The sequence below is a fragment of the Virgibacillus sp. SK37 genome (genome assembly GCF_000725285.1).
Taxonomy (GTDB): Bacteria; Bacillota; Bacilli; order Bacillales; family Amphibacillaceae; genus Virgibacillus_Q.
Genome location: NZ_CP007161.1, coordinates 1,864,763 through 1,878,240, shown reverse-complemented (window position 1 = coordinate 1,878,240; position 13,478 = coordinate 1,864,763). Strand labels below are relative to the sequence as shown.

14 protein-coding genes are annotated in these 13,478 nt (G+C 36.8%); 1 reads left to right on the top strand and 13 read right to left on the bottom strand.

Features of this window, described 5'->3' with window-relative positions:
- Positions 1 to 13: 13 nt before the first annotated feature.
- From spoIIIAG to X953_RS09685, 10 genes are all read right to left on the bottom strand, one after another.
- Positions 14 to 640: a stage III sporulation protein AG gene (gene spoIIIAG, locus X953_RS09730; RefSeq protein ID WP_040955386.1), complete on the bottom strand. Its 627-nt coding sequence runs from the start codon at positions 638 to 640 to the stop codon at positions 14 to 16.
- A complete protein-coding gene (gene spoIIIAF, locus X953_RS09725; protein ID WP_040955385.1) occupies positions 637 to 1,260 on the bottom strand; it encodes a stage III sporulation protein AF in 624 nt (207 codons plus the stop codon). The genes spoIIIAG and spoIIIAF overlap by 4 nt, the downstream gene beginning before the upstream one ends.
- A gap of 10 nt (positions 1,261 to 1,270) precedes the next feature.
- A complete protein-coding gene (gene spoIIIAE / locus X953_RS09720) occupies positions 1,271 to 2,458 on the bottom strand; it encodes a stage III sporulation protein AE (RefSeq protein ID WP_040955384.1) in 1,188 nt (395 codons plus the stop codon).
- Positions 2,459 to 2,492: 34 nt separating this feature from the next.
- Positions 2,493 to 2,885, bottom strand: a complete 393-nt coding sequence (spoIIIAD, locus tag X953_RS09715; RefSeq protein WP_019378263.1) for a stage III sporulation protein AD — start codon at positions 2,883 to 2,885, stop codon at positions 2,493 to 2,495.
- Between the two features lie 6 nt (positions 2,886 to 2,891).
- Positions 2,892 to 3,098 (bottom strand): stage III sporulation protein AC, encoded by a 207-nt coding sequence (gene spoIIIAC, locus X953_RS09710; RefSeq protein ID WP_019378262.1) that lies wholly within the window; start codon positions 3,096 to 3,098, stop codon positions 2,892 to 2,894.
- Between the two features lie 19 nt (positions 3,099 to 3,117).
- On the bottom strand, positions 3,118 to 3,630 hold the full coding sequence (gene spoIIIAB, locus X953_RS09705) for a stage III sporulation protein SpoIIIAB (protein ID WP_040955383.1): 513 nt from the start codon (positions 3,628 to 3,630) through the stop codon (positions 3,118 to 3,120).
- Positions 3,566 to 4,552 carry a stage III sporulation protein AA gene (spoIIIAA, locus tag X953_RS09700; protein WP_040955382.1) on the bottom strand — a complete coding sequence of 329 codons (987 nt, stop codon included), beginning with the start codon at positions 4,550 to 4,552 and terminating at the stop codon, positions 3,566 to 3,568. The genes spoIIIAB and spoIIIAA overlap by 65 nt, the downstream gene beginning before the upstream one ends.
- Before the next feature lie 1,345 nt (positions 4,553 to 5,897).
- Positions 5,898 to 6,455 (bottom strand): elongation factor P, encoded by a 558-nt coding sequence (gene efp, locus X953_RS09695; RefSeq protein ID WP_040955381.1) that lies wholly within the window; start codon positions 6,453 to 6,455, stop codon positions 5,898 to 5,900.
- 33 nt (positions 6,456 to 6,488) lie between these two features.
- Positions 6,489 to 7,550 (bottom strand): Xaa-Pro peptidase family protein, encoded by a 1,062-nt coding sequence (locus X953_RS09690; RefSeq protein ID WP_040957071.1) that lies wholly within the window; start codon positions 7,548 to 7,550, stop codon positions 6,489 to 6,491.
- Between the two features lie 117 nt (positions 7,551 to 7,667).
- The gene (locus X953_RS09685) at positions 7,668 to 8,168 is read right to left on the bottom strand and encodes a YqhR family membrane protein (RefSeq protein ID WP_040955380.1); all 501 of its coding nucleotides are present in this window, start codon (positions 8,166 to 8,168) and stop codon (positions 7,668 to 7,670) included.
- A gap of 257 nt (positions 8,169 to 8,425) precedes the next feature.
- Between X953_RS09685 and X953_RS09680 the strand changes: the two genes are divergently transcribed.
- Entirely contained in the window at positions 8,426 to 8,800 is a 375-nt protein-coding gene (locus tag X953_RS09680) for an SA1362 family protein (protein WP_040955379.1), read from the top strand.
- 14 nt (positions 8,801 to 8,814) lie between these two features.
- Here the strand turns inward: X953_RS09680 and X953_RS09675 are convergent, their stop codons facing one another.
- The 3 genes from X953_RS09675 to X953_RS09665 form a co-directional block, all read right to left on the bottom strand.
- Positions 8,815 to 9,705 (bottom strand): patatin-like phospholipase family protein, encoded by an 891-nt coding sequence (locus tag X953_RS09675; protein ID WP_040955378.1) that lies wholly within the window; start codon positions 9,703 to 9,705, stop codon positions 8,815 to 8,817.
- A 421-nt stretch (positions 9,706 to 10,126) separates the two neighbouring features.
- The gene (gene mntR / locus X953_RS09670) at positions 10,127 to 10,549 is read right to left on the bottom strand and encodes a transcriptional regulator MntR (RefSeq protein ID WP_040955377.1); all 423 of its coding nucleotides are present in this window, start codon (positions 10,547 to 10,549) and stop codon (positions 10,127 to 10,129) included.
- Between the two features lie 329 nt (positions 10,550 to 10,878).
- Positions 10,879 to 13,437 carry a vitamin B12-dependent ribonucleotide reductase gene (locus tag X953_RS09665; protein ID WP_040955376.1) on the bottom strand — a complete coding sequence of 853 codons (2,559 nt, stop codon included), beginning with the start codon at positions 13,435 to 13,437 and terminating at the stop codon, positions 10,879 to 10,881.
- Between the last annotated feature and the right edge of the window lie 41 nt (positions 13,438 to 13,478).

The window sequence follows — 13,478 nt, the reverse complement described above, 5'->3', positions numbered from 1 at the left end:
CTTCATTCCTCCCCTAATTCTTTGGCATTACTGAAACTCTATGTTTTGGAACATCAAGCACACGCGAGATAGATTCGATCATCCATTTTTTTACAGTAGCATGGTCTGCGCCCTTAGCTACAACAAAGACTCCTCTGACTTGGGGTTTCTTTGTTTGTATCAACAAAGGTACCTCTCTATCGCCTTGTCTCACTAGCACTGTCTGCACTTCTTCCGTTTGATCCTCTACTTTTCTTTCTCCACCATTTTTATCAGATTCATCCGTTGACTGTTGCCCCTTTATTAAGTTTTTTTCATAGACCTTAACCGAGGTTGATTCCAGATTGACCATCACTTCAGCCTCAGATACTCCTTCTATTTTGTTAAGCATTGTTTCTAAATCTTTTTTATATAGGGATTCCAGTTCATCTATACTAGTTGTAGTGGGTGTCTCCTGCTGGCTTGTTTCCTTTGCTGTCTCCATTTTCTCAAGCTCTTGGTCATTAATTGCTTCTGGAGGAGACGAGGAGAAAATATTACTGAGAATTAACAAAAACAAACCGGCTATTCCCAATATGATCATATATCCTGTTTTTTTGGATGGTCGTTTGCCGCCTTCACTATCTTTCCGTCCAAAAAACCTTTCCAACAGTTGCTTCAAGTGATCCCTCCCTCCTTTATAACCGTTAGGTCCTTATCTCCCATTTCCCAAAGCTCTCTTAAAAAAGACTCTATTTGTTCGGTATCCTCGTTTCCTTTGGTTTCAACAGGGTTGTTCATATCAATTACCACATCATCAACTAAACTCACTGCTCCCTCCCCACCCTTTGATTCTTTTATATATACAATGACTTTTTCCAATCCTTCAAAAGAAACCTCAGCTGCTGTTTCTGTAAATTGAAAATCAATATTTTTGATTTCAACCTTATAATTTTCTAATAGAGGTTTTTCTGCAATCTCTGTTAATTGGACAGCCATTTGTTTTAAAATATATGCATCATGTGTTGTTTGTATTTCACTTTTTTGAAATTCTATTAAATTTTTTATAGATTTATCATGGTTTCTTTCTAAATTAACTTGATTAATAGAAGTCCGGACAGCTTGTTCAATATCAATTTGAAGAACGTAGAAAATGGGCTTTAATAAAATTAATACTAATATGAGCCCAGTTACTAACTTTACATATTTCTTCATCTTAGTTGAAGAAACTAATATATCGATAACACTTGCCAGAAGAAGAAAGATAATAATCTGCGTGATCCAGTCTATAAGTATACTCATTTTAACCACCTTAACGTAAAAGCAATGTAATGTTGCTAGCCGCAACAAGTAGTACAATAGCTAACAGAAACATAAAAGATACCGCAAGTAAACAGGCTAGTATATAGACAATATAATTACTTATTGTATTGAGACTGGATATAACAGGACCGTCTCCTATCGGTTGAAGAATTGCAGCTGCTATCTTGTATATTAAGGCAATAGCAAATATCTTGATTGCCGGAAAAAGAGTAATAAATAAGACGATGGCCAAGCCAACGATTCCAACTGCATTTTTTAAAAGTAGCGAAGCACTTAAAATAGTGTCTGCTGCATCAGTGAACGTTCTGCCAACTACCGGGATAAAATTCCCGGTAAGGAACTTCGCTGTTTTCATAGCTACACCGTCCTGTATTGCACTTGCTGCTCCCTGGACAGATAATACCCCCAGAAAAATAGTGAAGAATACCCCTAGTGTGCCTATACCTATGTTTCGTAATAACTTAGCTAAATGTGTTACTTTGTATCCATCACTTAAACTACTTACAATTAGTAGAAGAGCAGATAAAAACAATAAAGGCATAATAAAATGTGATGTCAGCAAACCACTTAAATTGATAAGAAAAATGATAATTGGATGAAAGAAAGACACTGTAAGCAGGTTTCCAAAGGTTGCCATCAGCCCAAGTACCAATGGCAATAATGCAATCATAAAGCTGCTCATTGTATCGATTGCCTCTTTGGCATAAGAAAAGGCCAGATAAAAGCTGTTCAGTGCAATGAATATTAGTACAATGTAAACAACGAAGTAAGCAATCTTACTTACCGCACTTTTTTCAAAGGCAGTATGCATCGTCTGCAAAATAATTGAGAACAATGTAAGCATTAACAACATACCAAGTAACTTTCCATTTAATATTAGTTCATAAAATAAAAATTCCAGAAAACCAATAACGCTATCTTTAATTGAAAAAGACTCTTGATTTTTTATTAGATCATAGACGCTTTTTTTCTCAATTCCTGGTAAATAGCCATTATATTCATCCACCAGCTCACTCCAGTACTCCTGTACACCTTCTAGAGAAATCTCTTGAAGCATGGCATCCTCTAATTCATCAGAACCAACAGGGGGACTTGTTGCTGCAACCGATACTTGACCTGAAACTATATAAGGGAAGATTAGCAAGAAAACTATCACGATTTTAACAGTCCGATTCACACCTATTTCCCCTTTCTTTCCATTCATTGGTTCATTAGGTTGCCGGCAAGAAGCCCAATATCGCCTCGATCACAGCAGTAATAATCGGAACTGCTAATAAAAGAATAAATATTTTCCCTGCCAGTTCAATATAAGAAGCAACGGATTGAAGGCCGGCATCTTTAGATATACTTGCACCTAATTCTGCAATATACGATATTCCAATTATTTTAAGGATTGTTTCCATATACATACCTTTTACGTTTGCTTTTTCGCCAAGTGATTGAAGTAATTGAAAGATGGTTCCAATTTGATGAACGATGGATATGAAGATGATAATTCCTGTTATGATAATAATAAAAAAGGCAAACGATCCATTAATATCTTTTAAAGTAATATATAAGATGGTTGCAACGAGCCCAAGTGTTACAATCTGCAAAATGTCCATAATAATCTACCCTTGGAATAAAAATACAGATTTAATTTGTTGAAATAATTCTGAAAGACCATTGATTACAATTACGAGCACAATGATAAACCCCAATAATGTAGCAAATTGTGCAATTTCTTCTTTTCCCATTTGTTTTAGTATTGTATGGATTAATGCTACAATGATCCCAATTCCAGCAATTTGGAAGAGAATAGACGCATCTGTAAGCATAGATGGGCTCCTTTCTTTCTTAGATAAGCAATAATACAATGAATACCCCACATAAGAATCCGAGGCTTTTCGCCATTTTACTGTATTTCAAATAATTATCTCTTGCCTCTTCCAATTCCCTGTCCAGATGTCCGACTGCGAGTTGTATATGTTTCTGTTGTTGAACGAAATCATGCTGACCCAATGTCCTTCCAAATTGTAGTAAAATTTCCTTTTCATTCCTATCCAAAGAAGACACTTCCATCAGTTTATTAACAGCATTGTTCCAGACAATAAATAGGTCTTTGTTATTGTCATTAAGAAAATCATCTAGTCCAGCAAAAAACGTTCTTGTTGGTTCAGGAACTTGTTTAGATATAACAGTAAAAGCGTCTTTTAGAGGAGATTGGCTATAAATCATTTCAGCTTCTAATATTTGTAACGCATTTTTTAATTGACGGATATGCCGTGGTCTTTTCTCCAGTCTGTTACTCCATTCGAATCCCATCCAGGTAGTTGTTCCTACCAAAAGAAGTGCTCCAACCCACATCATCCGATAAGCACCTCGATTCCTTCCATATATTCACCTCATCTTCGTTGTAAATCCCTGCAATGTGGCCTGGTTTTCCATGCTTTTCTAAAATGATAATCCGTTGAAAAATTTTTTGAATTAAAAGATGACGAAAAGAGGGTCTCCTTTTTATCTCGTCCAACGATTTTCCATGTATCGTACAAATAATGTTTACACCTGCATGAGTCGCTTCCATCAAAGCTTCTACATCTTTACTTGTCCCAATTTCATCCACAATTAAAATGTCTGGAGACATGGAGCGAATCATCATCATCATCCCCTCAGCCTTAGGGCAAGCATCCATTACGTCAGTTCTTTTTCCTAAATTGTGCTGAGGGATACCTTTGATGGAAGCAGCAATCTCGGAACGTTCATCAATTACACCAACCTTTTTAGCCGGCTTGTCCTTCCAACCAGTAGCGATTATCCGTGCTACATCCCGTATGATTGTTGTTTTCCCTGTTTGAGGTGGCCCTACGATTAAAGTATTTACATATTGAGAATCGTACAAATATGGTATGATCGGTATTGCTACACCAACCTTTGCCTTGGCTATACGTATGTTTAAAAAGGTTATATATTGAATAGATTTTACATTGCCGCCAAGTGTATTGACTTTTCCCGCTAAACCAATCCGATGACCACCTTCAATCGTTATATAACCTTCTCTAAGTTCATCCTCCATACGATATAATGAAAACTGGCTAAGTTGGTTTATAATAGATATAAACTCTTGCTTTGTAGGCCTAGCATTGTCTAACCATTCATTAACGTTGTCCCAAATTAATTCCACAGGTTGATTTAATCTCAACCTTATCTCCTGCAGTTCATTCCAACGATTCATTATATGCTTACTTAACTTTTGCTGAAGTGTTTCCGGAAAAATTCGTAATATTTCTTCCATGGCATGTCCTCACTTTTTGTAAATAACTTATTAGTAAATGTATGTGTAAGCTAAAAAAATATGCCTTTCTATTGATAATCTAAAAGCAGAAAGTTCATTAGTTCTTTAGAGTTGAAAAAGACAAGGGAAGTAGCAGAGTTAAACAAACGAAGGGCAATGATCAATAATAATATGGCTCCATTGGAATGACGTGACGGTTCAAGCATTAAAACTTAATAAAGCACAAAGCTTTGGATCTATTGCAAAGTGGGGTCTAAACGTTATCCATAGTAGGAGTAAATTATGAACTAGTGGTTAGTACTATCTGCCGTAAGAGGTACTAATCAGCAATAAAAGAAAGTAATTCGCAGTAGGAGAAAACTGCGACGTAACTAAGAATATAGAGACTGCGTAAATCACCGCTACGGGGAAATATTCCGCTTTCCGCGGGCGGCCTGCGAGCCTCGGGCCAACAGGATGTTGGTCATGAAGGTGTTGCGACAATGGGTTTTGGTGGGGCGAGTATGCGCAGCCCCAGGACGTCGCGACTTTAGCCTTCCAACCTTTGTATGAATGCGGGGTCTCGCTAGTCTCGCTTTTCCCGCAGGACAGGGAAGGCTTCGTCAGCAATCCATCGCACGATGAAAATGTGTATTGTCATTTTCGAGGAGTCTCCATATTTCCCCTTCGCTAAGGTGTATATCTCAAAGCTGTTAAAGATAAGAGCCACTTATTCAATTCCTAAATACCTCAAATTAATCAATAGCACATACCCATTGATTGGAGCGGAAGGGGGCGACTCCTGCCGGAATAGCATGAGGCCACTGAAAAAGTCATTCTCTACTAAAATAGAAGTTTTTCAAAAAACGCTATCCCAAAATTTCGTTGTTTAATTTGCCTAGATGGAGAGTCAATGCCAGTTTACTCCACTCATAGACTAAAAAAGTGGGGATGTAATTTTTTGGAACTAGCCTTCTCAAGGATTTACCGGACTTTTTCAGTGGCCTCGAATAGCATGAGGCGAAGACCCTGGACGGAGCGTAGCGAAGGAAGCGGCTGAGGCCATGCCGGGCGGCAAAGAAGACACTGTGAGGTTACGAACAATTGTCGCGCTTGTACCCGGAGGTGTGAAAGCGTCCGCCTGAAACGCAAATCAATGAGTGCTTCCTCTGTAAAATTAATTACTCCATCTAACCCCAGTTAGTTCGGAGTTAATCTATTTTGCGAATCATTGAGTAGCGCTATCATATATTAGAATCAGCATTTCATATTATTTTTCCATGTAAAAAAGCAGCCCTTGTAGGACTGCTTTTAATTGCTTAGATATCTATACAGGACGAATTATGCCTGTTTTGCTTCCATGAATTTATGCTCTTGAAACATATTTTCCATCAGTAGTATTGATCTGCAAAACGTCACCTTTATTAATGAAAAAAGGTACTTGCACTGTATGCCCTGTTTCCAACGTTGCTGGTTTAGTTCCCCCACTAGCTGTGTCGCCTTTAATGCCGGGCTCGGTCTCCGTAACCTCAAGTTCAACGTTCTTTGGCAAATCAACCCCTAATATTTCACCTTCATAGGTTATAATAGATACTTCCATATTTTCTTTCATGAATTTTAGCTCATGCTCTATTTGGCTTGTAGTCAGGTCAATTTGTTCATACGTATTTGTATCCATAAAGGCATGGGAGTCCCCGGATCCATATAAATACTGCATCTTTTTATTTTCGATATGGGCTTTGTTTACCTTTTCTCCTCCGCGGAATGTTTTTTCTTGAATGTTTCCATTTCGTAAATTGCGAAGCTTGGAACGAACAAAAGCTGCTCCCTTCCCTGGTTTAACATGCTGAAACTCCATTACCTGCCAAATATCATTATCAACCTCAATTGTTAAACCTGTTTTAAAATCATTTACTGATATCATGTTGTAGATCCTCCCTTTACATGTGTACTGTTTCTATAGTTGGATGAGTTCTTTTGGAGCTAAGGTTAAACGCTCATTACCATCCTCTGTTATCAGAATATCATCTTCTATTCTGCAACCACCTACATTAGGTATGTATATACCTGGTTCTACTGTTACAACCATACCTGCCCTCAATTTATCCTCTGTTCTATAGGATAGTCCTGGAGCTTCATGTACTTCCATTCCTAATCCATGCCCTGTTGAGTGGCCAAAATACGTTCCATACCCTTGTTCTGTAATATAGTCTCTTGTTAAAGCATCCGCTTCTTTACCAGTTATGCCAGCTTTTATTCCATTTACCCCTCTAAGCTGCGCTTCCAGCACTGTATTATAAATTTCCCGCAAATTATCACTTATTTCCCCAACAGCCAAGGTTCTTGTTATATCTGAACAGTACCCGTTATATAGTGCTCCATAATCTAACGTAACTAATTCTCCAGACTGGATCACCTTATCTGAGGCGACTCCATGAGGAAGAGCGGAACGTAGGCCAGATGCTACTATTATATCAAAGCTTGAAGATGTAGCACCTTGTTTTCTCATATAGAACTCTAACTCATTCGATATATCAATTTCTTTTACGCCTGGTTTTATAAAGGCTTGAATGTGCTCAAACGCATCATCTGCAATTTTTGCAGCTTTCTTTATAATTTCCACTTCTTCTTCTGTCTTAATTAGACGCAAATCTTCAACTAAACCACTCACAGGAACCAATTCCACGCCAAAGGTCTTTTTATACGTCTCAAACTGACTATATGTCACATGATCTTTTTCAAAGCCAAGCCGCTTTATTCCCATGTTGCTAAGCTGATCTTTTATTTCCAGTTCGATTGGTTGTTTATGCTCAATGACATCAAAATCTTTCGCTTGTTCATTGGCTTGTTCCATATAACGGAAGTCCGTAATGAATTTGGTATCATTCTGACCAACAAGTGCAACCCCTGCTGTCCCAGTGAAACCAGTAATATATCTTCTGTTAAAATCGCTGCTAATTAAAATACCATCTACATTTTTGCCTTCTAAGGCTTTTTTTAAATTGTTTAGTTTCTCCATTCTCCCTTTCCTTTCTATAACATTGTTACAAGCACGTTCATCTGCCAAGCGGATGTTTTAAGTTTATCATACTCCTGTTCATTTGAATAATCATTACACTACTAGACTGAGGATTTTTTATCCATTTGCTTCTCTCATTTTAGTATCAAAATAATCATATGAAATGGAATAACCAACAAACGAACCATAAATGACAAACAAACAAATAGTTGAAACGATAGTATGATTAGTAAGCTGAGACAACTCAGGAATGTTGGGGAAAATGGGTTGGAATAGATAAAAACAAAGACCCCAAAGTATTATTCCAAACAATACTCCAGCCCATAAAGAGTATATTTTTCTAAGCAGGCCATAATAACACATCGCAATTAATACAGATAATATACCTATCAACAATATTGAAATAATGTTTCCCAGCCACTTTTCCGTCCATTCTTCTGTTATCCACGACCGAAGAACATATGATTTAGGAGATACCTCTGAAAAATTAAAGTAATACATGATCATCCCAAGGCTTCCAAATAATATCCCACCAATAAAGCCCGTTAGAAGTGAACGGGATAATAAAGACATAGGTTCTTCTCGTTTATTTTGTTCCAACTTTTTTTCTTTCTGCATAAAAACACCTCCGCGTTTAGTATTGCCAATTTGATTAAAAAAACGCATATTTCATGAATTAACAAGCTGGTTTCACCCTCACATTTGTAGTAAAATTAATTAAGTAATAATGAATAAAATTTACCAATATGGGAAGAATTTAAACTAATAACGAGATATTTTTATAATTTCTGCCTAAAAACAGGGTAGAAAAGTCAAATTAGTGGTATACAGATTATAGGTGCTATTATTACCTTGGAGAGAGGAGGAATAATCTAATGGCTCGTAATAAAATATCTATTATTATGTATCTAATCATTTCATTAGCAGCTGTTGGGTTAGTATCACAACTTTTCACTAATACAAAAAGCTTTTTAACCAATTTACTTGTTATGCTTGGTTTTGGTATAGCAATGTTTGCGGTTATCTACTTTATCTTTCTCAAGAAAAAGGCTCCAACGAACGATATGAAAAAATATAAAAAAGCCGTTAAACAATCAAAAGCGAAATATAAACAGCATACACCAGTGAAATCCAGTCACACAAAAAAACAAGTAATTAACCCTTCAAAGCGTAAATTGAATAAACGTGCTTCTCATTTAAAAGTAATTGATGGAAATAAAACGAAAGAAAAGGACCGGGCATCATTTTAAATGCTCGCTCCTTTTTATTTTGGCCAAAATCTAAGAAATTGCTCTGCATGTTCTCTTCCATCTTGGATTAATCTTTCTTTTGTTGCGTTATTGATATGTAAGTTAGTGGCATGTTGGTTTTCAACTGGAATAGTAATAATATTATTTTTTTCTGATTTTGTTATATATCTTGTATCATGCGCTTGTTTCATCGTAGAAAAGAGCCCGTAAAACATATCGATTGCATTATCAATAGAAGAGGACTCCAATTGCTTATTTGATTCCTCTAATTTTATCCCAAGTATAGGACGGTGATTTAAATCCCTCTCTTTTTCAAAAATCCATAAAGGGAAATTACTTAGCAACCCTCCATCAACAATTAAACTTTCACGTGTAGTCTTATTTTGTATTCGTTTAGGCATGAAGAAATATGGAAAACCAGCACTCATTCTAACCGCTTTTGAAATTGGAAAATGATCTGGATTAATATCATAAATTCGTTTTAAATCATCTGGTATTACTACTAATTTACCTAAAGAAATATCACTGACCACAATTTTAAGATTCTCGAGTGGGATATCTTTAAACGTATAGACATTTTTGTTTGCTAAATGTGTGTACAACCATTTCTCTAATTTATCCCCTTTATTTATTCCTAACTTGAAATAAATATAGAACCACTTACTTAAGGGGAAGATTTTTGTGATCACAGGGGGATCAAAAAACTGTGTTAATTCCAGATTTGAAATTAGTTTGAATATCTCTTTATTTGTATACCCAGCTGCAATAAATGACGCAACAATTGCACCTGCTGAAGTACCAGCACACCTTCTGATTTCCAGACCTTTGTTCTCCATACTTTCCAACGCCCCTAGAAATGCGAAAGCTTTTATTCCCCCTCCAGAAAAGACCGCATCAACCTCCAAAAAAACACCCCCTTTTCAAAAGTTCTCTGCTATACAGCTATATAGTTTTTTTATAATTTTAGAACATTTTTCGTTTGCAGTAATTAAAACTATAATTGGCTGGTCAATGGCTGGGAAAAAAGCATAGTAATAGGACTTCTAAACAAAATAATTTGGTTCTACTATGTATGTTTGGGATATAGAATGGTTGGAAAAATAAATAGAATGCGAACTACCTTCTCGTGTTTGTAAATAGACATTTTGAAAAACAATTTGTTATGTTAACTGTATATAGTGCAGAAATAAGTGCGGCTTATATTCCTGCTCTTTTGCCGATAGAGTTTTTCTAGTTCGGTGTTTTCTCAAACATGTGCAATAAAACAATATTTTTACCACAAATAAAAAAACATACAATGGTTTATCATTGTATGTTAATGGCTATTCATTGATTTTCTTCTTTTAGGTGGTAAGTACGAAGAGCATCTACCCTAGCTTCATCTTCTTTAAAATAATTGACCAAGTCTCCAATTCGGTCGATAGAGTTCCAACTTAGATGATGTTCGATACCTTCTACATCTTTGTAAATATTCTCTTTATCTACACCAATAATTTCAAGAAATTCTTCTAATAGCTCGTGACGGAATACCAATCGTTCGCCAATTTTTTCTCCTTTAGCAGTTAATACAAAACCTCTATACTTTTCATAGTTCAAATAGTCGTCCTTGTCCAATTTTTGAATCATTTTAGTAACCGAGGAAGGATGAACCTCAAGCGCTTCTGCTAGTGCAGATACTCTTGCATATCCTTTTGATTTCATTAGGTTATATATTTGCTCTATATAATCTTCCATACTTGGTGTCGGCATTAGTTTATCCCCTCATTCCATTGTGTATTATTGTATATTACATTCCATCCTAAAAGGATGAACATAGTGGGAAGCTAAAGGCTACTCAAACCTTCTTCAACAAAGTTGGTGTGTAATGGAATAATTATTTTAAACAAATACAAGGAAGTATCTTCTTCAACTGGTTGAAAGCTAAACTGCAGTTGCTCCCGCTAGGCTATACTCCATACAACGTCAGAGAATCTTTTTTTATCTTATGCAACTTTGTTTCTATACTAAAGCATACAGGAACATTTGGTATTAAACAAGGAAAAAGAAAGTAACCTCTAAGGCTACTTTCTTTTGATAATTTACAAACCACATTTAAGTTGAGCTCCACAACTTGTACATGTATTACATCCTCCGATGTCTTCTACACTGCCATTTCGGCAAACTGGACATGTATCCCCAACCTCTGAACCTATAGTCACATTCGTTTTATCAAGTTCTTGAATCGTGTCCATTAAGACGACTTTCGGCCGTTCTGTTTCTGGGAAAAGTTCTGTTTGTTCCCCGAATGTATTCTCTTCCGCTTTAAGGGTTAGGACTTGAGTATCTCGACTGCCGTCCACATAAACTGTTCCGCCTTTAGCCCCACCTTTATAAAGTCTGCGATATACATTCTCTACTTGATCAACTGAATAACCTTTTGGTGCGTTTACTGTTTTAGAAATAGAGCTATCAACCCACCGCTGAATAACACATTGTGTATCAGCATGTGCTTCTGGTTTTAGGTCCATTGCAGTAACAAACCAAGCGGGCAGGTTATTTGGATCCTGTTCTGGATGCTCGTCCAAGTATTCTTGTACGATATCTGCCTTTACTTCGATAAATTTACCTAACCTGCCACTGCGGTAATAGGAGAAAGAAAAATACGGTTCAAGACCTGTAGATACACCCACCATTGTACCTGTACTACCAGTTGGAGCTACGGTGAGTAAATGAGAGTTTCGAATCCCATGCTCCAAAATACCATTTCTAATATCCTCTGGCATTCGTTTCATATAACCGGTATTAATAAATGCTCTTCTCAATTCTTCCGTTTCCTCTCTTGTGTTTCCTGTTAAGAACGGAAAACTACCCTTTTCTTTTGCCAGTTCAATTGACTCTCTATATGCAGTAGTGGCAATCATTTCGAAGATCTGATCTACTAGTTCGTTACCTTCCTCTGAACCATACTCCGTCTCACAATAGATTAATAAATCATGCAACCCCATAACCCCTAAGCCTACGCGTCTCTCTCCTAGGGCTTGTTTCTTATTTTCCTCCAGAAAATAAGGTGTTGCATCTATGACGTTATCCTGCATCCTTACACCAGTTCTAACTGTTTGCTTTAATTTATCAAAATCAACATTCTTTGTTTCTTTATTTGCCATCTGGGCTAAATTTACAGCAGCCAAGTTGCAAACAGAGTAAGGAGCTAATGGTTGTTCACCACAAGGATTTGTAGCAACAACCTGATCACCATACGCTTTTGCATTTGTCATATCATTTGCATTATCAATAAAGAAAATGCCTGGCTCAGCAGAATAGGTTGCACAGATATTAATAAGATTCCATAATTCAGCAGCTTTTACACGACGATAAACACGGACCCCATAGCCCATTTCTTCCCATTTACGCACATCACCAATATCATGCCACTGGTTATTATAAGCATTCATTTCTTCTTCGGTATAACTTTCTACATCAGGAAAACGCAATTCATACATAGCATCATTTTCCACTGCTTCCATAAACTCCTTTGTCAAGCAGACAGAAATATTAGCACCAGTTAGAAATTCAGCGTTATGCACAGAATATGTTCCGCCCGTCCTTAACTTATCTTCGGCTTCCCGAATAGCAGCTTGGGTGAACCCGCCCAAACCTGGTTGATTACGATAATTTACAATTCCTTGATATAAATCCATTTCTGTGTCTGTTAGCGGAGTAAATTTCAGTTTTTCCTTAGCAAGACGCTTGATTTGTTCATCCTCTGTATTCTCTATTAAATATCTTAAAATCCTCGGGTTTTGCATTTTAGAAATAATAAACTCAATAATATCAGGATGGGAGTCAACAAGCATGATCATTTGGGCTCCACGACGTGAGCCTCCCTGTTCAACTAAATGTGTTAATTTGGCAATATCATCCAACCAGGAAACAGAGCCGGACGATTTCCCATTAACTCCTCTTGCTAATGTATTCCTTGGACGAAGAGTAGAGCCATTCGTTCCTACCCCGCCCCCTCTGCTCATTATCTCCATTACTTGTTTTCTGTGGTCAGAGATACCTTCACGAGAGTCTTTTATATACGGCATGACATAACAATTAAAATAAGTTACATCTGTATTGGCACCTGCTCCATATAAAACTCTGCCTGCAGGAATAAAATTCATGTCTGTTAATTCTTTATTAAACCGCTGAAACCACTTTTGTTGATTCTCCGTTGTTTGTTCCACACTGGAAAGGCCTTTTGCATTTCGTTTTGCGATTTGTTCATAAAAGATCTCTAACGGCTTGTCTATAACATCTAAGCTTCGTTTAACAATTCCCGATTTTGCCTCTTCCTCATTATCTAAAATAGAAACAAATTCTGAATCTACTTTTATCTCAGCTTCTTTTTCCATCCAGTTGACAGATTTCACAAAGCCATAACCTCTTGCAGGAAACTTAGGATCTGCTTTTACTGTTAAAACGACAAAATCCCCTGCTTTTAAAGTTTTCTTTTCCGTGTCTTTAAATGCATATCTATCAAGCATAACCAGTCTGGAAACTCCTTGATGACTAAGATGCATTTCTTCTGTAATAGGGTGGACTTGAGGGAATAACCGAATGTCCTCATTTAGTTGTTCAACATTTATTCCTGTTTGATCTATAACGGTAGGCATTTAATCGCTCCTTTTACTACCACATTTGACTGTCTTAAGTA

What these genes read in the sequence shown, in the direction of transcription:
- spoIIIAF (WP_040955385.1), bottom strand. Translation starts at nt 1,260, where the DNA reads ATGAGTATACTTATAGACTGGATCACGCAGATTATTATCTTTCTTCTT.
- spoIIIAD (WP_019378263.1), bottom strand. Translation starts at nt 2,885, where the DNA reads ATGGACATTTTGCAGATTGTAACACTTGGGCTCGTTGCAACCATCTTA.
- spoIIIAC (WP_019378262.1), bottom strand. Translation starts at nt 3,098, where the DNA reads ATGCTTACAGATGCGTCTATTCTCTTCCAAATTGCTGGAATTGGGATC.
- spoIIIAB (WP_040955383.1), bottom strand. Translation starts at nt 3,630, where the DNA reads ATGATGTGGGTTGGAGCACTTCTTTTGGTAGGAACAACTACCTGGATG.
- spoIIIAA (WP_040955382.1), bottom strand. Translation starts at nt 4,552, where the DNA reads ATGGAAGAAATATTACGAATTTTTCCGGAAACACTTCAGCAAAAGTTA.
- efp (WP_040955381.1), bottom strand. Translation starts at nt 6,455, where the DNA reads ATGATATCAGTAAATGATTTTAAAACAGGTTTAACAATTGAGGTTGAT.
- X953_RS09690 (WP_040957071.1), bottom strand. Translation starts at nt 7,550, where the DNA reads ATGGAGAAACTAAACAATTTAAAAAAAGCCTTAGAAGGCAAAAATGTA.
- X953_RS09685 (WP_040955380.1), bottom strand. Translation starts at nt 8,168, where the DNA reads ATGCAGAAAGAAAAAAAGTTGGAACAAAATAAACGAGAAGAACCTATG.
- X953_RS09680 (WP_040955379.1), top strand. Translation starts at nt 8,426, where the DNA reads ATGGCTCGTAATAAAATATCTATTATTATGTATCTAATCATTTCATTA.
- mntR (WP_040955377.1), bottom strand. Translation starts at nt 10,549, where the DNA reads ATGCCGACACCAAGTATGGAAGATTATATAGAGCAAATATATAACCTA.
- X953_RS09665 (WP_040955376.1), bottom strand. Translation starts at nt 13,437, where the DNA reads ATGCCTACCGTTATAGATCAAACAGGAATAAATGTTGAACAACTAAAT.